Source organism: Mesorhizobium tianshanense (assembly GCF_007830515.1).
In the GTDB taxonomy this organism is placed as follows: Bacteria; Pseudomonadota; Alphaproteobacteria; order Rhizobiales; family Rhizobiaceae; genus Mesorhizobium; species Mesorhizobium tianshanense.
On the sequence record NZ_VLKT01000052.1, the window covers coordinates 1 to 19,083 of the forward strand.

A 19,083-nucleotide genomic window follows, 5' to 3' on the forward strand; every position below is an offset into this window, starting at 1 on the left:
ACAGCGGCCCCGTCTCGAACACGACCCGCCAGGCATACGGTGCGCGCTTGCGGATCACCGCCGCGAGCAGTTGCGGGTCGGACGCGCACTTGCCCCGCCAAATCCTCTTGCCGTCCTGCCGGATCGAAATTGCCGTCTCTTTTATGGATACGTCGAGACCGATATACTGCTTCATGGCTGTCCTCCGTTCGATGCCTGGGCCCGGTGTCCATCGTGAGCCCGTTCTTCATCCTAGCGGGGGACAGCCAGCCGGCTAGAGCTCCGAACATCGCCGCCACAGCTTTGGTGGCCACCGCTCCCGCGATTACGTCATGTTCGTTCTTCGGCCCTTTTCGGTTGTTCAATGATACGCGTCGCGATGGCTGGTTATGGCGCAATCACGCCATTCCGGCAGATATGAAAGGCAAAGTCCCACCCAACCTTGCCGTTCCGAGGCCAGGCTTTCACCACTAGGCGCCTGCCTTCTTCCAGCCGTTCTTGATGTGCTTGTAGCCTTCGCGATAAACGGCTTCCGGGCTTTCGGAAAAATCGCGCCACACCTTGGTGGCCGCCGCCAGATCTTTCAGCGAGCGACCGAAGGCTTCGATCGTCAGCCAGTCGTCATAGCCGTTCTTGCGGATGGCCGAAAACGTCTCTTTCCACGGGATGTGGCCGCGCCCAGGCACGCCGCGATCATTCTCCGAAATATGGATATGGACGACATTCCTGCGGTTGCGCGTATAGGCGTTAATCGGGTCGGCCTCCTCGATATTGGCGTGGAAGGTGTCATACATCGCCTTGATGTGCGGACGGTTGATTGCGTCGATATGCTCCGACAGATCGTCCATCGTGTTGAGCAGGTAGCACTCGAAGCGATTGAGTGCCTCCAACCCGATGGTGACGTTTTTCTTGCCGGCATGGTCGCCGATGGCGCGTTGCGAGGCAACCGAGCGCTTCTTCTCCGCCGCCGTCGGCCCACTGCCGGAGAAGGCGCCGAGCGTCGAATGCAGCGGGCCGCTCAACGTTTTGGCGCCAAGCGCTTGTGAGCAGTCGATCGCCCATTTCATATAGTCGATGCCGGCCTTGCGCGTTGAGCCATCGGCCGAGATCAAGTTCATCGCTGGATCGCCCATGGCCGAAACGGCGGTGCGCTCCAGTCCAATGCGGTCGAGCAGTTCGCCAAGTTTTGTGTAGTCGTCCGGCGTGCCGGCAAAGATCGGTATCTCGACGCCATCGAAGCCAGTCGCCTTGATATCCCTGAGCAACGGCTCGTGTTTCTTCGACACGGCCGTCGTCCATAAGAACATGCACATGCCGATTTTCATCGACGCCCCCTCCCCTTTGATCCCTTCCGCTTGTTAAATCAGAGCTTCGTCCAGGCCCCGTTCTTCTTCGAAGACTTCACGCAGGCCTCGATGAACGCCATGCCTTCGACGCCGTCCTGGATGGTCGGGAAGATGACATCCTTAGCCGGCTTGCCGCCTTTGCGGCGCGCCGCGCGGATGGCGCGGGCCGCCTCCTGGTAGATGTTGGCGAAACCTTCGAGATAGCCTTCCGGATGGCCTGAGGGAACACGGCTGACGCGCCCAGCGACGGGCAGCGCGCCGGCGCCATTTCGGGTGATCAACTGCTTCGGCTTGCCGAATGGCGTATACCAGAGATAGTTCGGGTCGGCCTGCACCCATTCGAGCCCGCCCTTCGTGCCGTAGATGCGCAGCTTCAGCCCATTCTCGTGGCCGGGGGCAACCTGGCTCGCCCACAACATGCCCTTGGCCGGGTGCGACTTGCCGACTGGCTTGAAGCGCAGCATCACGTTGACATTGTCATCGAGCTGCCGCCCCGGCACGAAGGCGTCGAGATCTGCGGATAGCGAATCGAGTTCCAACCCGGAGACGAAGCGCGCCAGATTATAGGCATGCGTGCCGATGTCGCCCAAAGCACCGCCCGCACCCGCCTGCTTGGGATCGGAGCGCCAGGCCGCCTGCTTCTGGCCGGTGGCGGCAAGGTCCTCGGTCAGCCAGTCCTGCGGATATTCCGACTGCACGATGCGGATGTCGCCAAGCTGGCCCTTGGCCACCATCTCGCGCGCTTGCCGTATCATCGGATAGGCGGTGTAGTTGTGGGTGAGGACGAAGACCTTGCCGGTCTTTTCGACCAATGCTGCCAGCCTCTTCGCTTCCGCAAGCGTCGTCGCCAGCGGCTTGTCGCAAATGACGTGGATGCCAGCCTCGAGAAAAGCCTTCGCCGCCGGTACGTGCACATTGTTGGGCGTGACGATGGCCACCGCCTCGATGCCGTCCGGCCGCTTGGCCTCGGCCTTGGCCATCTCGGCGAAGGAGCCGTAGCTGCGCGTCGGATCGAGCCCGAGTTCCGCGGCCGATGCCTTGGCACGCGCCGGATCCGACGACAGGGCGCCGGCCACCAGCACGAACTCATTGTCCATGCGCGCCGCGACCCGGTGCACCGCACCGATGAAGGCGCCTTGCCCGCCGCCGACCATGCCGTAGCGGATCGGGCCGCCTCCCGTTTCCGACTTCGATGCGCCGACCATGATTTTCTCCTAGCTGTTGCTTACCTCCCCCTTGAGGGGAGGTCGATCCGCGCAGCGGATCGGGTGGGGTCGCCGGGCGTGGAGCTCGATATGAACCGACCCCACCCGGCCCTTCGGGCTTCCCCTCCCCTCGAGAGGGAGGGGAAGCCGCTTCAAATTCCCATCATGGCGCGCAGCACCTTCTTGTCTGTCGCGCCGCCGGCGAAATCGTCGAATGCCTTTTCCGTCACCCTGATGATGTGGTGCTGGATGAACGGAGCGCCTTCGGCCGCCCCGTCCTCCGGATGCTTCAGGCAGCACTCCCATTCCAGCACCGCCCATGAATCGTAGTCATACTGGGCGAGCTTGGAGAAGATGCCGCCGAAATCCACCTGTCCATCGCCGAGCGAGCGGAAGCGTCCGGCCCGGTTCGTCCAACTCTGGTAACCCGAATAGACGCCTTGCCGGCCGGTCGGATTGAACTCGGCATCCTTGACGTGGAACGCCTTGATCCGCTCGTGGTAGATGTCGATGAAGTCGAGATAGTCGAGTTGCTGCAGCAGGAAATGCGACGGGTCGTAATTGATGTTGCAGCGCTTGTGGCCGCCGACAGCGTCGAGGAACATCTCGAAGGTCGCGCCGTCGAACACGTCCTCTCCTGGATGGATCTCGTAGCCGAGATCGACGCCATTGTCCTCATAGACGTCGAGGATCGGCTTCCAGCGTTTTCCCAGTTCGGAAAACGCTTCCTCGATCAATCCCGCCGGCCGTTGCGGCCAAGGATAAAGGTAGGGAAAAGCCAGTGCTCCGCAAAAGGATACCGACGCCTTGAGCCCGAGATTCTTCGAAGCCTTGGCGCCGAACTGCATCTGTTCGACCGCCCATTGCTGCCTGGCTTTGGGATTGTTGTGCACCGTCGGCGGCGCGAAGCCGTCGAACTGCGCGTCATAGGCCGGATGCACCGCCACCAACTGCCCCTGCAGGTGTGTCGACAGCTCGGTGATCTCGACGCCGGCGTCAGTGCAGATGCCCTTCACCTCGTCGCAATAGGCCTGGGAAGACGCCGCCTTCTCGAGGTCGAACAGCCGGCTGTCCCAGGTCGGGATCTGCACGCCCTTGTAGCCCAGCCCGGCCGCCCATTTGGTGATCGATGGCAGCGAATTGAACGGTGCGGCATCGCCCGCGAACTGCGCCAGAAACAGTCCGGGACCCTTCATCGTCGACGGCATCGATATCCTCCCTAATTATCCATGACCAAGCATAGCGCCGATTGAAAGCAGGGCCAGCCTCTTTGGTCTTTTCGTACAGTGCGCTGCGCACCGCTATTCTGGTATTACCAAATGTCAAAATCTGGTCAAGTCATCTGACTTGCCTTCCGAAGCCTGCAACTATGCCGAGTTATGCCGCATATTGCAATATAATCAATGCTGTAAACAGGGATCTGAGCAGCACTTCAGCACTTCTTGCCGTCCAGATGAAATTGCTGTAGACCTCCTTACAGGCCCAATTGGTCGAACCAGTTTACAAAAATGCTGGAGCGCCTTGGGGAGGAATCACGCAACGCACTCTGGTGGAGCGCGTCACGGGCGAATTGTTATAGGCGAATTCTGGGAAGGACAGACCATGCATCTTTCGACGCACAACTGGATGCGGGCGGAACCGTTGGAGACGACGCTCAGGCGCATCAAGAAATTCGGCTATGAATCGATCGAGATTTCCGGTGAACCCGAGCAGTACAAGACCAATGAGACGCGTGCGCTGCTGAAGGAGCACGGCATCCGCTGCTGGGGGGCGGTGACGTTGATGCTGGGCGAACGCAACCTGGCCGCCAAGGACCAGGGTCAGCGCGAGCGCTCCGTGCAGTATGTCAAGGACGTGCTGACCATGGTGAGCGAACTCGACGGCGAGATCATCACGCTCGTTCCCGCCACCGTCGGCAAGGTGGTGCCGGACGGCACCGAGGCGGAAGAATGGAAATGGGTGGTCGACGCCACCAGGGAATGCTTCACCCATGCCAAAAAGGTGGGCGTCAAGATCGCGGTCGAGCCGCTCAACCGCTTCGAGACCTATCTGTTCAACCGCGGCGCCCAGGCGCTGGCGCTGGCCGATGCGGTCAGCCCCGAATGCGGCGTCTGCCTCGACGCCTACCACATCCATATGGAAGAGTTTAACGTCTACGACGCCATCCGCCAGGTCGGCAAGCGCCTGTTCGACTTCCACGTGGCCGACAACAACCGCTTCGCCGCCGGCCTCGGACAGATCGACTGGCCGAAGATCGTCGGCACGCTGAAGGAAGTTGGTTACGACGGCGCGCTGACCAACGAGTTCGTCGCCCCCGTCGACCGCACGCCGGCCGCTCCCTATCCCGACATGGTCGAGCGCAATCCGGTCGACATCTCGCCGGAGCAGCTCAAATTCATCCAGGACCACGGTTCCAGCGTACTGACGGAAAAGTTCTACACCGATCAGATGCGCATCAACGCCGAAACGCTGCTGCCGCTGATCAAGTAGTCGATCCGTTTGGGAATGAGCCCTTCCGCCCTGACTGGCGGCTGGGCCGGGGATGAACATGCGCATCAAGACGGTCCAAGCCTGGTGGGTCCGCATACCGATCGAGGCCGCGAAGCAGCACCGCAGCGACTTCGGCCAGGTGACGACGTTCGACGCCGCCATCCTGCGCATCGAGACCAACGATGGGCTGGTCGGCTGGGGCGAAGGCAAGAACGCCGCCGGCAGCGCCGGCAGCTATGGCGCCCTCGTCCATATGCTGAACAATGAAGTTGGCCCGCAGCTGATCGGCTGCGATCCGGCCGACATCGGGGTGATCTGGGAGATGCTCTACAATGGCGTGCGCCACGACAGTGCCGCGCAAAATGGCCACGCCATGCCGCAACTGGCGCGGCGCGGCATCAGCGTCGCCGCGATCAGCGCCGTCGACATCGCGCTATGGGATATTCTGGGCAAGTCGCTGGGGGTTCCGGTTTGGCGGCTGCTCGGCGGCCGCAAGCTCGACCGCATGCCGGCCTATGCTTCCGGCGGCTGGGCCTCCACCGAGGCGATCGGCGACCAGTTGAAATCCTATATCGCCAAGGGCGGCTTCAAGGCGCTGAAGATGCGTGTCGGCGCGATGGACGGCGCTCCGCACATTTCCGCCGCCCGCGTCCGCGCCGCAAGACAGGCGCTCGGCCCCGACGTCGAGCTGATGGTCGATGCGCATGGCACCTATACGGTGGCGGAAGCCAAGCGCTTCATCCATCTCGCCGGCGATCTCGATCTGGCCTGGTTCGAGGAGCCGGTCATTGCCGACGACAAGCCAGGGATGGCCGAAGTGCGGGCGTCCGGCTCCATCCCGATCGCCACCGGCGAAAGCGAAGCGACGCGCTATGCCTTCCGCGACCTCGCCACGCTCAAGGCGGCCGATATCTTCCAGCCTGACCCCGCCTTTTGCGGCGGCATCAGCGAGGCGATGAAGATCGGCACCATCGCCAGCGCCTTCAATCTGCGCTTCGCGCCGCATCTGTGGGCCGGCGCGCCTTGCTTCTTTGCCGGGCTCCATGTCTGTGCCGCCTCGCCGGCGAGCTTCACCGTCGAATATTCGCTCGGCGCCAACCCGATGATCCACGACCTGGTCGAGGAGACTGTCGAAGCAAAGGACGGTATGATAGCGATCCCCGAAAAGCCCGGACTGGGATTCACCCTTTCGGAACGGTTCCTGGAGGCGCACGCGCTACGCGGCTGATCATGAAAGAAAAGAACCTTCTCGCGGAACTCGCCGCCCATCTGTTCTCCCACTCCGACAAGGCGACGGGCCGAACGCCGTCGGAGCGAGAACTGGCGGAGCATTTTGCGGTCAGCCGCGGCCAGATCCGCGAGGCGCTGGCCATCCTCGAAGCCATGCGCATCGTCGAGCGCCGGGCCAAATCCGGAATCTACATCGACACCAAGCAGGCCAGCGTCGAGGCGATGGCGCTGTTCGCGCGAGCCGGCCTGCCGCTCGATCCGATCCAGATCTACGAGACGGTCGAATTGCGCAAGATCCATGAGATCAAGGCGGCCGAGCTTGCCTGCTCGCGCGCCACCGAGGAAAATTTCGAACGGCTGCGCGAGATCCTGAAGGCTTCGGAAGAGCGCATTGCGGCAGGCGAGGGCCTCGCCAAGGAGGATCGCGAGTTTCACCTCGAGATCGTGCGGGCAACCAAGAACAGCGTTTTTCACAACATATGCAGCGTCTACTACATGATGGGCGAGCAACGCCTGCCGATCTATTTCAACGATCCAGAACGCAACGTGCGCTCGCATGCCGAGCACATCCAGATCTACGAGGCGCTGCTGCGCCGCGACGGCAATCTCGCCCAGGCGCTGATGAGCGCCCATCTGCAAGGTGCGGAGAGCTACTGGAAAGGCCTGATCGAGGGCGGCGGGGCGGAACCTCACAGCCCGGCGCTCGAACAGGTCTGATATGCCCAAGATCCTGTCGACGCACACGCTGCACCCGCGCGCCTCCGCCATGCTGACTGGTGCCGGCGACCTCGTTGTCGCCTCCGCCCTCGATGCGGGCACGCTGGCCGCCGAGGCGAGGGACGCCGATATCATCATCGTTCGCGCGCCGCTGCCATCAGCGCTTTTCGAAGGGGCGACGAAGCTCAGGGCCGCAATCCGCCACGGCGCCGGGCTCGACATGGTCCCGATGGAAGCGGCCAACGCAGCCGGCGTGCTGGTGGCCAACGTGCCGGCGGTCAATGCACGTTCGGTCGCCGAATATGTGATGTTCGCGGCCCTGGCGCTGCTTCGTCGTTTCCGCATGGTGGACCGCGACCTGCGGGCGAAAGGCTGGCTGGCCGGCCGCGACCACACCATTCTTGCCAGCGAGCTCGCCGGCAAGACAATCGGCATTGTCGGCCTCGGCGCCATCGGACGGGCCGTCGGCCATATCGCGGCGCATGGTTTCGACCTGAACGTGGTGGCGACGACGCGCAGCATGGGGCCAGCGCCGGACAGGGTCGGCTTCCTGTCGATCGACGCGCTGGTCGAGCAGAGCGACATCATCGTTCTGTGCTGCCCGCTGACGGCGGAGACGCGCGGATTGATGAGCCGCGAGCGCATCGCCCGGATGAAGCCGGATGCGCTGCTGATCAATATTTCGCGCGGGCCGGTGATCGACGACGACGCGCTGATCGAAGCGCTGCAAAAGGGCCGTATCGGCGGTGCTGCGCTCGATGTCTTTGCGACGCAGCCGCTGCCTTCGGATCATCCCTATTTCAGCTTCGATAATGTCATCGTCACCCCGCACATGGCCGGCATCACCGAACAGTCGATGATGCGCATGGGCGTCGGTTCGGCTGCTGAAACCTTGCTGGTGCTGGCCAACAAATTGCCGGTCAATCTGCGCAATCCCGAAGTGGTCGAGCACTACCGGCGGCGGTTTCCGGCCGACGCATAGCGCCACCGCCGTTTCGCCCCATTTCTCCATGACGCTGAGCCCATGCTTGTTCTTCGCCGCACGCCGCTGCCTGCTACCATCTTTTCGATCTGCGCCCTGCCCTCGGTCGCTGCGGCCGAGAGCAGTTATGTCTATTGCGACAACGGCCTGCGCTGTGTGATGGCGCCCTGTCCGTCGAACAGCGCGCTCGATCTTGCCACGGGCAAGATCATCAAGGGCGTGTCGATCGACATCGATGGGTTGCCGCAGGAGGACAAGGCGCTCGATCTCTCGGACAAGCTCTACGCCGGCAAGGTCGTCGTTGTCGGCTCCATCGAGAACCGGACCCAGACCCTCAACGGCAAGCAATACACTCTGCCCTGGCTGGTCGCTACCGGTATCGAACGCGCGTCCAGGAACAGCGAACGCGGCCACTGTTCGTCGCACTGACGTCCCATCCTCAACGGCCAAGCAGTGTCTCGACTTCCGCCGCGATGCGCAGGAGACGGTGGTCGTGGCCGTTGCGCGCCGCCAGCATCAGCCCGGCGGGGCGGGCCATTCCCGGCATCGGCAGCGAGATCGCACAGAGGTCGAACTGGTTGGCAACCTGCGTGTTGCGCAGCAGAAGGCCTTCCGTCCTGTCGCACAGACCCTCGTCGCTGGTCATCGACACGATGGTCGGCGCGGTGACCGGCGTGGTCGGCAGAGCCAGCACATCGACCGATGCCAGCCGCTCATCCATGGCCGCCAGAAGCGCCGTACGGCGGCGGACTGCCCTAATATAGGCCGTGGCCGGAACGGCGGCAGCGCGCGACAACGGCTCGCTCACCCGCGGATCGACCGGCGTCGTCGCGCCAGCCGCGAGCCAATCCGCATGGACCTCGGCGCCTTCCATTGCCGCGATCGAGGCCTGCTTGGTCACCGCACGCAAACCGGCAAGGAGGTCATCGATGGACAGATCGGCGAGGCCTGCACCGGCAAGCTCTATCTTGCGAACGCATTCGTCGAACGCCGCCGCGACCTCTTCTTCCGTATCCTCGAAGAGCACGCCGCGTGGCACGCCGATGCGCAGTCCGGCAAGCGGAAGCGGAATAAGCGCCGCAGGCTCCTCGCCCGCCATCACCGCGTCGGTTGCGGCACATTCGGCAACGGTGCGGGCAAGCGGACCAATCGAGTCCAGCGTGGCCGACAGCGGGAAAACGCCATCACGCGGCACGCGCCGTGCCGTCGGCTTGAAGCCGACGACACCGTTCAGCGATGCCGGGATGCGCACCGAACCGCCGGTGTCGGAACCGATCGAGATCTCGCTCGTGCCTTCGGCAACGGAAACACCGGCGCCGGAGGATGAACCGCCCGCAATCCGGCTGGCGTCGGTCGCATTGCCGGGCGTACCGTAATGCGGGTTGACGCCGATCGCGGTGAAGGCGAATTCGGTCATGTTGGTCTTGCCGAAGATGACGGCGCCCGCCTGCCGCAACCGTTGCACGATGACGGCATCCCGCAGCGCCGGCGCCGCGGTGCTGAGCAACAACGAACCGGCTGTGGTCGGCTCGCCGGCGACATCGAACAGATCCTTGATCGAGACGATCGCTCCGTCGAGCGGCCCGAACGTCACACCCGCCTTGCGCCGCGCATCGGCGGCATCGGCTGCCACCCGCGCGGCTTCCGGATAAAGTTTTACGAATACGCTTTCATTGTCCGCGCGGACGGCGAGACGCGAAAGGACGACTTCGAGACGGTCACGGACGGACTGCATTTTCGGTGTCGGACTCCGGACGCCTGCAACGTCTTACAGGCAACAGCCAGCACGTGGCTCGCGAGACATAACCCGGCATGGGCAGATTTGCACCCCTGTCGAACGGAAGGAGGAGACCTGATGCTCTACAAAGGCAGCTGCCACTGCGGCAAGGTGGCGTTCGAGGTCGAAGGCGAATTGACCGCAGCCCTGCGATGCAACTGCTCGATCTGCTCGCGCAAGCGTGCGCTGCTATGGGCCGTGCCGCATGGCACGTTGCGTGTGCTTGCCTGGGGCGATGATCTCGGCAGCTACACATTTGGCAATCACGTTATCGCGCACCGCTTCTGCCGCACCTGCGGCATTCACCCCTTCGCCGAGGATGTCAGCGAAGGGAATGAACGAAGTGCCTATGCCAACGTCAACTGCCTCGACGATCTCGACCTTGACGCGGTGCCGGTGATTGATTTCGACGGTCGCGCGGTTTGACCGAGCTCAACTGTCGGCTGCCTTTGGGCCGAGCAAGAACGCCGCCAAGGCCGCCAGCAAGGTCGCGATCCCGCAATAGGCGAAAGCGCTGGCAACGCCGGCATTGTCGACCAGCAGGCCGCCGAAAACAGCGCCCAGCGCGATGGCCACCTGGAATGTGGCGACCATCAGCCCGCCGGCGCTTTCGGCCTGGTCGGGAGCGGCCCGCACTAGCCAGGTCTGCAGCCCGACCGGCACCGCGCCGAAAGCGAAGCCCCAGGTTGCGACCGCCATTGCCGCCACCACTGGCGAGGCACCAAGAACGAGCAGCAGCAGCGCTGACAATGCAATCAGCAGAGGTGCCAGGCCGACGGCTGCCTTGAGGTTCCGCTCGGCCATGAACCCGCCGGCGAAATTGCCGAAGAACCCACCGATGCCGTAGGCCAGCAGTACAAGCGAGATCGTCTCTATGTCCAGCGCCGGAACCTGCTCGAGGAATGGCCGGACATAGGTGAAGCCGGCAAAGTGGCCCGAGGCGACCAGCAGAACCACCAAAAGTGCTGCCCTGATCGTCGGCCGCTTCATTACCTCAAGCAACGTGCGAAAACTGGCCACGCCCGCCGGCGGCAATCGCGGAATGGTGGCGATCTGCACCAGGAGCGCCAGGGCGCCGACGACGGCTGCGATCATGAAGGCGGTGCGCCATCCCCAGATGTCGCCGACATACGCGCCAACCGGGGCCGCGGTGACGGTTGCGACCGAAACGCCGGTGAGGATGATCGACATCGCGCGCGGCATCAACCGCATCGGCACGAGCCGCATGGCCATCGCCGCCGACATCGACCAGAAGCCGCCGAGGGCGATGCCAAGAACGACCCGGGCGGCCAGGAGAACGGGAAGCGACGACGCGAAGGCCGCCAGCAGGTTGGAGACAATCAGCAGCACCGTCAGTCCCCACATGACCAGCCTGCGGTCCAGCCGTTTGGTGACAATGGCCATGGTTGGCGCCGCGATTGCCCCGACCACAGCCGTTGCGGTGACCGCTTGTCCGGCCGCGCCCTCGGTGATGCCGAGATCTTGCGCCAGCCGCGTCAGCAGGCTCGCGGGCAGGAATTCGGCGGTCACCAGGCCGAACACGCCAAGTGCCAGCGACACCACCGCCCCCCAAGCCGGCTCGGCTCGTTCTTCGGATTCGGAGGAGTCGAGAACAGCGGCATCGATGATGCCTGTGGCGGGTTCGGTCATGATGGATCTCCGGTCTGGTTGCAGCGCAACATTTGGCTGCACTGCAACATGGGGGTGACTATCTGGAGTTTCCATGCTAGAAACACCGGAATGAATTACAATTCGTCCAAAACACCGCTGGCGACTTCCGGTGATCCCTTGACCGACATGCTGCGTGGCCTGCGCCTTGATGGCGTCGACTATGGACGCTGCGTGTTGGGAGAACCCTGGGCGGTGTCCTTCCCTGCTCAGAAGGCAGCACGGTTTCACTTTATCGGTCAGCAGGGCTGCTGGCTGTTCGCTCCGGCCAAGGAATGGATCGAACTGACGGTGGGCGATGCGCTGCTGATACCGCGCGGCGACGAGCATGTGCTGGCCAGCGCGCCGGGGGTCTCAGCCGTACCGATCGGCCGCTACAGCATCGAGCCAGTGTGCGAAAACATCTACGACGTCTCGAACGAGTGCGGCGGCCCCAAGACCCTGCTGTTTTGCGGCAGCATGCATTTCAATCTCGATGGATCGCATCCGCTTTTGGACATGATGCCCGACCTGATGAGGGCACATGAGCTGATGGCGAATGCGCCGGGCATCCAGCATCTGCTTGATGCGATGGCGGGCGAGGTGACGATGGACCGGGTTGGGTCCGGCGGCATCCTGGCGCGCCTTGCCGACGTGCTGGCGGCGACGATCATCCGTTCCTGGGTGGAGAATGGCTGCGGCGACGCCACTGGATGGATCGCGGCGGTCAGAAATCCGGATGTCGGCAAGGTGCTGGCGGCCATTCATCTGCAGCCGGAACGCGACTGGACGGTCGAAGCCCTGGCGCGGATGATGGGGGCCTCGCGCTCCGCCTTTGCCCAGCGCTTCGCGACAGTGGTCGGCGAGACGCCGGCCAAATATGTCCTGCGCGTGCGCATGCACCAGGCGCGGCAATGGCTGGCCCGCGACAGAATGAGAGTGTCCGTGGTCGCGGCGAAGCTGGGCTACGATTCAGAAGCGTCTTTCAGCCGCGCTTTCAAGCGGGTCATCGGCGTGGCGCCAAGCCATCTGCGCAATACCGGCGGCAGCGACGACGAGAGCTGAAACCGGAAAGCTCGGCCGTGCTGCCGGACCCTGGAGGAATTGCCAAGTCTTTTGGACGGAGTGTCATTGCCCGGCGGCGTTTCGTGAATAATTTGGCCAGCGGAGGAAACCTCGATGGCCAATTGCTTTCCATTGTTTGCGCTCGCCGCCTTGTCCTTCATTCCGGGCCGGGTGCTTGCCCTTGAAGACAGCTACCTGCCGGCCGACAAGATCCCTTTCGTCGCCGAAGTGCCTGACCAGCCGCATAGGCTCGGCCCGTTATGGGGCGAACGGGCCAAGGGCCCGGCGGGCACGTTGCTCAAAGTCCCCGGCAACTGGCACGCACCGGTTCATGCGCATACCGCCGATTACCGCGCGGTGGTCATTCAGGGGCTCTGGGCGCATTGGCAAATGGACGGCGGCGAAGCAACCAAGGTCGAACTGCCTCCGGGGTCGTATTGGACCCAGAAGGCCAATGAAATGCATGATGACGCCTGCCTCTCGGACACAGAATGCGTGATCCTGCTGATCAACGAAACGCCTTACGAGACCTACTTCCCGAAATAGTTGGGCGGCGGCCCACAAAACGACCAGCCTTGGCCTTAGCTGGATCGGCCGGCGGTCGTCGGCGATACCGTCGCGCAAAAGTGTGCAGCGGTTTTGCGATAACGACATGCATAAAAGCAACAACCTAAAGCGCGTCGCATGAGGCCGGCAAAACGCGACGCGCTTTAGCTGGCATGGCGGAGATTTATCCCGCTGCCCTTGTCGAACAGCACCACCTTGTCCGGGTTCCAGGCAAAGCGCACCGCCTGCTCGATCTCGACATCGGTCCTGGCCGGCACCGTGGCCCGCAGCATGGCGTCGCCAACCCGCAGCGTCAGGATCTTTTCTACGCCATGGTTCTCGACATCGTGGATGCGGGCTTCCACCGGCGCCCCGGTCTCGAGATAGACGTCCTCGGGACGAATACCGAAGACGAGCGGGCGGCCGTCCGCCGCCGCGCCCGTCTTGGCACCCCCCGCGAAAGGCAGTTCGAAATTCAGCGGCGCCATCACCGCCCGGCCGTCGACGAGCTTGCCGTCGATGAGGTTCATCGGTGGCGAACCGACGAAGCTCGCCACGTAGGTGTCGCGCGGATTGTTGTATATCTCGTGCGGCGTGCCGGTCTGGACGATGCGGCCATGGTTGAGCACGCCGACCTTGTCGCCCATCGACATCGCCTCGATCTGGTCGTGCGTCACAAACAGGAAGGTTGCTCCGAGCTGCATCTGCAGGTTCTTCAGCTCGGTGCGCAGTGCCTCGCGCAGTTTGGCGTCGAGCGCCGACAACGGCTCGTCCATCAGGAACACGCGCGGCTTGCGCACGATGGCGCGGCCGATCGAGACACGCTGCATCTCGCCGCCCGAAAGCCGGTCCGTCTTGCGGTCGAGCAGATGCTCTATCCGCAGTGTCCTGGCGGCGCGGTCGACACGATCCTTGATCTCGGCGTCGGGCAGCCGGCGTATCTTCGGCTTCAGCGGAAATTCGAGGTTTTCGCGCACCGTGTAGCGCGGATAGAGCGAATATTGCTGCAGCACCAGCGCCACGTCGCGCTCGGCCGCACCCCAGTTGGCGACATCGACGCCGTCGATGAAGACCTGGCCTTCGGTCGGCTTTTCCAACCCCGCGATCATGCGCAGCGTCGTCGTCTTGCCGGCGCCCGTCTCGCCGAGCAGGACGAAGAACTCGCCATCGGCGATGTCGAGATCGAGCCCGGTCAACGCGGTGTGATTGCCGAATGTCTTCGAGATGTTCTTGAGCTGGATATGGGCCATCAGAGTCTCACCCCCAGCGATTTGCCGCTCGCCGTATCGAAGAAATGCGCCTGGGCCGGATCGATCCTGGCGAAGACCTTCACGCCGGGCCCGCTGACGAACCCGCTCCTGGTGCGGGCACGCAGCATCTTGGAGCCGATCTTCAGGTCGACGATGTCGAAGGATCCGAGCGGCTCGACGATCTGCGCCTCGACCGGCAAGAACCCTTCCGCCGCTTCGCGGCGAACGATGACGCCTTCCGGCCGGATGCCGAGCGCGAGTTTGTCGCTGGCATGGCCGTTGAGCTTCGACAGCAGCGCGCGCGGGAACTCGAAGCCGGTGGCCGCTCCGCCGACCGTCACCGAGGCAGACGAGGCTTTTTCCGCCACAGCCACGTCGGCGACGTTCATCACCGGGCTGCCGACGAACTGCGCAACGAACAGATTGGCCGGCCGCGAGTAGACCTCGTCCGGCGAGCCGACCTGCTGCAGCACGCCTTCATGCATGATGACGATGCGGTCGGCGAGGCTCATCGCCTCGATCTGGTCATGGGTGACATAGATGGTCGTCGAGCCCTGCTTGATGTGGAGGCGCTTGATCTCGGCCCGCATCTCCTCGCGCAGCTTGGCGTCGAGCGCGCCGATCGGCTCGTCCATCAGCATCGCCTTCGGCCGCCGCACCAGCGCCCGGCCGATGGCCACGCGCTGCATGTCGCCGCCCGACAGCGCCGAGGGCTTCCTGGCGAGGAGATCGCTGATCTGCAGCGTCTTGGCGACCGAGCGCACCTCGCTGTCGATCTCGGCCTTACTCTTGCGCGTCGCCCTGAGCGGGAAGGCGATGTTCTCGTAGACGCTCATATGCGGATAGAGCGAGAACGACTGGAAGACCATGGCGATGTCGCGATCGGCCGCCTTGAGATGCTGGACCGGCTTGCCGTCGATGAGGACATCGCCGCCGTCGATCGTCTCCAGCCCGGCGATGGCGCGAAGCGTCGTCGTCTTGCCGCAGCCTGACTGGCCGAGCAGCACGATGAACTCGTTGTCGTCGATCTTAAGATTGAGGTCCTTGATGACCTGAACGGCGCCGAAATATTTCTGGACGCCGCGAAGCTCGATTTGGGTCACGTGCGGCCCTCATTGTGGTCGGAGACGTCGAAGACCCCGTCTGTTCTCTCGGTTTCATCGTCCGGCTTGCCGAACCAGTTGGTGCACAGGAAGGTAACGAGCCCGATCAGGATGATCGTCACCCCATAGCGGTGCAGGAAGAGATTCCACGGCTGGCAGAGCGCGATGATGCCGCACACCATCACGATCTCGGCCGTGCGCTGGATTGTAGCATGGCGGATCATTTGCGGATCGCTCCGAAGGACATGCCGCGCAAGAGGTGGTTGCGGAGCAGGAAGGTAAAGATGGCGACCGGCAGCAGGAACAGGAAGGTTCCGGCGGCAATCACCGTCCAGTCCGGCAGTCCGGAGCCGACCTGGCTGGGGATGAAGGGCGGTGCCGTCTGGGCGCGGCGGTTGGTCATGATCAGCGCAAAGGCATATTCGTTCCACGCCGTGATGAAGCAGAACACCGCGGTGGCGGCGATGCCGGTGGCGGCCTCCGGCAGCACGATCTTGAAGAAGGCCTCCATGCGCGTATAGCCGTCGACGAGGGCCGCCTCCTCATACTCCTTCGGAATCTCGTCCATGAACCCCTTCATCAGCCAGACCGAGAAGGACAGGTTGAAGGCGGTATAGAGGATGATCAGGCCCCAATGCGTGTCGTTGAGGCCGACGACCCGGTACATCAGGAACATCGGGATCGCCACCACCACTGGCGGCAGCATGCGCGTCGACAGGATGAAGAAGAGCAGGTCCTGTTCGCCCTTTATCTTGAAGCGCGAGAACCCGTAGGCCGTGAAGGTGCCCATGCCGACGGCGAGGACGGTGGAGGTGATGGCGACGATCAGCGAATTCATGAAGCGGTTCGGATAGCCCGACCACTGCACCTCGCCCCTGCCCGAGCGCACCACCTTCTCGCCGCCGTCAAACACCAGCCGCTCCCACCACGGGGCGGCGGCGTATTGTTCCGGCGTCGGCGCGGTGCGCAACTGCGACCGCTTGGTGAAGAGCTTTACGAAGGGCGATATCTCCGGTTGGAAAACCACCGTCGGCGGGATGGTGGTGGCAAGATTGCGCGGCTTGAACGCCGTCGAGGCTATCCAGTAGATCGGCGCCAGGAAGATCATCGTGACGATCAGCACACCAACGATGGCCAGCTTGTTGAGCGAACGCTCGGTAGAGGTGGTGACAGCGGCCATTCTAGCGCTCCTTCACCTTGTTCAGGTATTTGACGTAGATGTTGGTGATCGCCAGAATCATGATCAGCACGATGTAGGCGAGCGCGCAGGAGCGCCCGGTCTGCCATTCCTGGAACGCCATCTTGTAGAGCCGGATCGAGATCACCTCGGTGGTTGGCTGGCTGGTCAGGATGTAGGCGAGATCGAAGGTCTTGAACGCCTCCATGGTGCGGAAGATGATCGCGATCATCAGGATCGGCGCGACCAAGGGCAGCGTGATGCGAAAGAAGGTGTAGAACGAGCCGGCGCGGTCGATCGCCGCTGCCTCGTAGAGATGCTTCGGCACTGCCGACAGGCCGGCAAGCGACAGCAGCATCACGAAGGGCGACCACATCCAGATGTCGGTGATGGCAACCGCGTAGAGCGCCATGTCGGGGTTGGACAGCCACTCGAAGGAGCCGAGGCCCAGCGTATAGTTGATGATGCCGAAGGACGGATCGTAGAGCAGTTTCCAGAACAGGCCGACGACGGCCATCGACAGCATCATTGGCAACAGCAGCAGTGTCGTCAGCAGGCCCTTCAACGGGATATCGCGGTTGAGCAGCAACGCCACGCCGAAGCCGACGATGACCTGGCCGACGACGGAGACGATGACATATTTGGCGGTGATGGCGAAATTCGACCAGATGAACGGGTCGTTGAGCAGCTCGCGGTAATTCTGCAGTCCGACGAAATTGGCCGCCGCGGGGCTCGACGCGCGAAAGTCGGTGAACGAATAGCCGAGCGAATAGAGCAGTGGAAAGATGTTGAAAACGATCAGGAAGATGATCGTCGGAATGATGAAGAGATTGCGGATCGTGAGGTCGCTCATGCCTCGGGCGGCGGAGCGCGAATTGGGATCCAGCGTGGTCATGACTGCAGTGGCCAAGGCCCGTTCCTTCCTTGTCCGGAAAAGAAAACGGAAGGGGCGGGCTCCCACCCCCTCCGAGCGTTAGTGCCGTTTACTTCACGCGGTTGTATTTCTTGAACGTCGCGTTCCAGTCCGCCGCCAGCGAATCGAGCACTTCCTTGGCCGTGCCCTGATTGCCGGTGATGTACGGATAGACGCGTTGGTTCATCTGGATGAGCAGTTCCGCATATTCCGGCGTCGCCCAGAAGTCCTTCACCTTGAACATGGTTTCGTAAAAGGCCTTGTTGTAAGGCGTGGCGTTCTGGAATTCAGGCGACTCGAGGACCTTGGCGCTTGCGGTGTAGCCGCCGAGTTCCGCCCATTTCTTCTGCGTATCCTCCTTGATGAACCATTCCAGGAACTTCATCGCCTCTTCCTGATTCTGGGAATAGGAGATGACGGAGATGCCTTGGCCGCCGAGCGCGGCGAACTGGTCGCCGTTCGGTCCTGGCGGGTTGGCGAAGAAGCCGGTGACCTTGGCATTCGGGTTCGAGGCCTCGTTGATGAGCGCCGGGAAGAAGGCGAAGTAGTTCATGCTCATCGCCGCCAGGTTCTCGGTGATCGCCTGGTTGTCCTCGATAAAGAAGCTCTTGGCCCAACCAGGAGGGGTGAAGGAATAGAGCTCCTTATAGGCCTCGAGCGCCTTGACGTTCTGCTCGGAGTTGATGATCCCGTCGACCTTGTAAGTGGCATAGTCGCCAAGTTCGCCGCCGAAGGAGAAGATGGCGTTCTCGACGCCCATCACCAGAGCGTCATACGAGTTGTCGGTGTAGATGGCGATGCCGTAGCGCTTCTCGTCGGGACGGTGGAAGAATTCGGCGATGTCGCGCAGCGCCTTGAAATCCTTCGGCACGTCGAGATCGTAGCCATACTTGGCCTTGAAGGCTTCCTTTTCCTTGGGATCCTCGAACCAGTCCTTGCGGTAGGACCAGCCGACCGCGTCACCCTCGGCCGGGATCGACCAGTACTTGCCGGAGTTCGACGGATATTCGGCGTAGTACTTGACCGTCGCTGGCGCCATCACCTCCTTCAGATTGTGTTTGTTGAAGAAGTCGGTGAGGTCGACATAGTGGCCCGCCTCGGACGCGGCGCCGATCCACTGCGAGTCGCCGACCACCATGTCGTAGGCGCTGCCCTTGGCGTTGAATTCGGTGAATGCCTTGGTCTGGAAGTCGGACCAAGGCGTGGTTTCGACCGTGACTTTCACGCCGGTCTCGGCCTCGTAAAGGTTGACGAGTTCCTGCAGGTAATTGGCCGGATCCCATTCCGCCCAGAAAATCGTGAGCTCCTGCGAATACGCCGCCGTTCCGCTGGCCAGCGTCATCGCGATACCAGCAAGCATGCTGGTCATTGTCTTGCGCATAATGATTTCCTCCCTTGTGCGCATTCTACCGTATCATGCAAGCCGGCGGCGAGGCCGGCCCTGGTAGTTCCTCCCGTGATGGCACCGTTCCGGCTTTCGAGCCTCCTCGCCCAGCCGGAAATGGATCGCAGCCCTCACTCTTAAATCCGCTTTATTGTCCTGATCTGGTATTACCAATTTCGGACGCACGTCAAGCTCTTTCTTGAACGATGGTAGGCTCTCAGGCAAGCGGATTCCAGCAACATCTGCCTGTTTTTCTTAAATTTTCCTACTCC

The 19,083-nt window shown here is 62.6% G+C and carries 19 protein-coding genes and 1 pseudogene; 8 read left to right on the plus strand and 12 right to left on the minus strand.

The genetic code is table 11. The features are described 5' to 3' along the window. The 4 genes and pseudogenes from IQ26_RS30510 to IQ26_RS30525 form a co-directional block, all read right to left on the minus strand. A pseudogene (locus IQ26_RS30510) lies at nucleotides 1-175 on the minus strand (IS110 family transposase); the annotation flags it as partial. 274 nt (nucleotides 176-449) lie between these two features. Next, on the minus strand, nucleotides 450-1,304 hold the full coding sequence (locus IQ26_RS30515) for a sugar phosphate isomerase/epimerase family protein (protein WP_145722112.1): 855 nt from the start codon (nucleotides 1,302-1,304) through the stop codon (nucleotides 450-452). Nucleotides 1,305-1,342: 38 nt separating this feature from the next. Beyond that, the gene (locus IQ26_RS30520; RefSeq protein WP_145722113.1) at nucleotides 1,343-2,530 is read right to left on the minus strand and encodes a Gfo/Idh/MocA family protein; all 1,188 of its coding nucleotides are present in this window, start codon (nucleotides 2,528-2,530) and stop codon (nucleotides 1,343-1,345) included. A gap of 152 nt (nucleotides 2,531-2,682) precedes the next feature. Further along, nucleotides 2,683-3,738 carry a sugar phosphate isomerase/epimerase family protein gene (locus IQ26_RS30525; protein WP_145722114.1) on the minus strand — a complete coding sequence of 352 codons (1,056 nt, stop codon included), beginning with the start codon at nucleotides 3,736-3,738 and terminating at the stop codon, nucleotides 2,683-2,685. A gap of 394 nt (nucleotides 3,739-4,132) precedes the next feature. Between IQ26_RS30525 and IQ26_RS30530 the strand changes: the two genes are divergently transcribed. From IQ26_RS30530 to IQ26_RS30550, 5 genes are read left to right on the plus strand one after another with little or no spacing between them, the layout of a single operon-like run. Beyond that, nucleotides 4,133-5,020, plus strand: a complete 888-nt coding sequence (locus IQ26_RS30530) for a sugar phosphate isomerase/epimerase family protein (RefSeq protein WP_145722115.1) — start codon at nucleotides 4,133-4,135, stop codon at nucleotides 5,018-5,020. A 58-nt stretch (nucleotides 5,021-5,078) separates the two neighbouring features. Next, complete coding sequence (locus tag IQ26_RS30535; RefSeq protein WP_145722116.1) at nucleotides 5,079-6,248, plus strand: mandelate racemase/muconate lactonizing enzyme family protein; 1,170 nt, start codon at nucleotides 5,079-5,081, stop codon at nucleotides 6,246-6,248. A gap of 2 nt (nucleotides 6,249-6,250) precedes the next feature. Further along, nucleotides 6,251-6,967, plus strand: a complete 717-nt coding sequence (locus IQ26_RS30540; RefSeq protein WP_145722117.1) for a FadR/GntR family transcriptional regulator — start codon at nucleotides 6,251-6,253, stop codon at nucleotides 6,965-6,967. Between the two features lies 1 nt (nucleotide 6,968). Next, entirely contained in the window at nucleotides 6,969-7,949 is a 981-nt protein-coding gene (locus IQ26_RS30545) for a hydroxyacid dehydrogenase (RefSeq protein ID WP_145722118.1), read from the plus strand. Nucleotides 7,950-7,991: 42 nt separating this feature from the next. Next, complete coding sequence (locus IQ26_RS30550) at nucleotides 7,992-8,378, plus strand: hypothetical protein (protein ID WP_145722119.1); 387 nt, start codon at nucleotides 7,992-7,994, stop codon at nucleotides 8,376-8,378. A gap of 10 nt (nucleotides 8,379-8,388) precedes the next feature. Here IQ26_RS30550 and IQ26_RS30555 read toward each other — a convergent pair whose 3' ends face one another. Next, nucleotides 8,389-9,684, minus strand: coding sequence for an amidase (locus IQ26_RS30555; protein WP_145722120.1), 1,296 nt, complete (start codon nucleotides 9,682-9,684; stop codon nucleotides 8,389-8,391). Nucleotides 9,685-9,804: 120 nt separating this feature from the next. Between IQ26_RS30555 and IQ26_RS30560 the strand changes: the two genes are divergently transcribed. Further along, nucleotides 9,805-10,152: a GFA family protein gene (locus IQ26_RS30560; protein WP_145722121.1), complete on the plus strand. Its 348-nt coding sequence runs from the start codon at nucleotides 9,805-9,807 to the stop codon at nucleotides 10,150-10,152. A 6-nt stretch (nucleotides 10,153-10,158) separates the two neighbouring features. Here IQ26_RS30560 and IQ26_RS30565 read toward each other — a convergent pair whose 3' ends face one another. Further along, nucleotides 10,159-11,376 (minus strand): MFS transporter, encoded by a 1,218-nt coding sequence (locus IQ26_RS30565; protein ID WP_145722122.1) that lies wholly within the window; start codon nucleotides 11,374-11,376, stop codon nucleotides 10,159-10,161. Between the two features lie 90 nt (nucleotides 11,377-11,466). On the opposite strand from IQ26_RS30565, the gene IQ26_RS30570 reads away from it, so the two are divergent. Both IQ26_RS30570 and IQ26_RS30575 read left to right on the plus strand, forming a co-directional pair. Further along, the gene (locus IQ26_RS30570; RefSeq protein WP_145722123.1) at nucleotides 11,467-12,438 is read left to right on the plus strand and encodes an AraC family transcriptional regulator; all 972 of its coding nucleotides are present in this window, start codon (nucleotides 11,467-11,469) and stop codon (nucleotides 12,436-12,438) included. A 114-nt stretch (nucleotides 12,439-12,552) separates the two neighbouring features. Beyond that, the gene (locus IQ26_RS30575) at nucleotides 12,553-12,984 is read left to right on the plus strand and encodes a DUF4437 domain-containing protein (protein WP_145722124.1); all 432 of its coding nucleotides are present in this window, start codon (nucleotides 12,553-12,555) and stop codon (nucleotides 12,982-12,984) included. Between the two features lie 164 nt (nucleotides 12,985-13,148). Here the strand turns inward: IQ26_RS30575 and IQ26_RS30580 are convergent, their stop codons facing one another. The 6 genes from IQ26_RS30580 to IQ26_RS30605 form a co-directional block, all read right to left on the minus strand. After that, nucleotides 13,149-14,234: an ABC transporter ATP-binding protein gene (locus tag IQ26_RS30580; RefSeq protein ID WP_145722125.1), complete on the minus strand. Its 1,086-nt coding sequence runs from the start codon at nucleotides 14,232-14,234 to the stop codon at nucleotides 13,149-13,151. Then, nucleotides 14,234-15,337: an ABC transporter ATP-binding protein gene (locus IQ26_RS30585; protein ID WP_145722126.1), complete on the minus strand. Its 1,104-nt coding sequence runs from the start codon at nucleotides 15,335-15,337 to the stop codon at nucleotides 14,234-14,236. The genes IQ26_RS30580 and IQ26_RS30585 overlap by 1 nt, the downstream gene beginning before the upstream one ends. Then, nucleotides 15,334-15,561, minus strand: coding sequence for a hypothetical protein (locus IQ26_RS30590; protein WP_145722127.1), 228 nt, complete (start codon nucleotides 15,559-15,561; stop codon nucleotides 15,334-15,336). The genes IQ26_RS30585 and IQ26_RS30590 overlap by 4 nt, the downstream gene beginning before the upstream one ends. Next, the gene (locus IQ26_RS30595) at nucleotides 15,558-16,517 is read right to left on the minus strand and encodes a carbohydrate ABC transporter permease (protein ID WP_145722128.1); all 960 of its coding nucleotides are present in this window, start codon (nucleotides 16,515-16,517) and stop codon (nucleotides 15,558-15,560) included. Before IQ26_RS30595 ends, IQ26_RS30590 begins: the two co-directional genes overlap by 4 nt. 1 nt (nucleotide 16,518) lies before the next feature. Further along, entirely contained in the window at nucleotides 16,519-17,424 is a 906-nt protein-coding gene (locus IQ26_RS30600) for a carbohydrate ABC transporter permease (protein WP_145722129.1), read from the minus strand. Between the two features lie 73 nt (nucleotides 17,425-17,497). Further along, a complete protein-coding gene (locus IQ26_RS30605) occupies nucleotides 17,498-18,808 on the minus strand; it encodes an ABC transporter substrate-binding protein (RefSeq protein WP_145722130.1) in 1,311 nt (436 codons plus the stop codon). Nucleotides 18,809-19,083 lie beyond the last annotated feature (275 nt).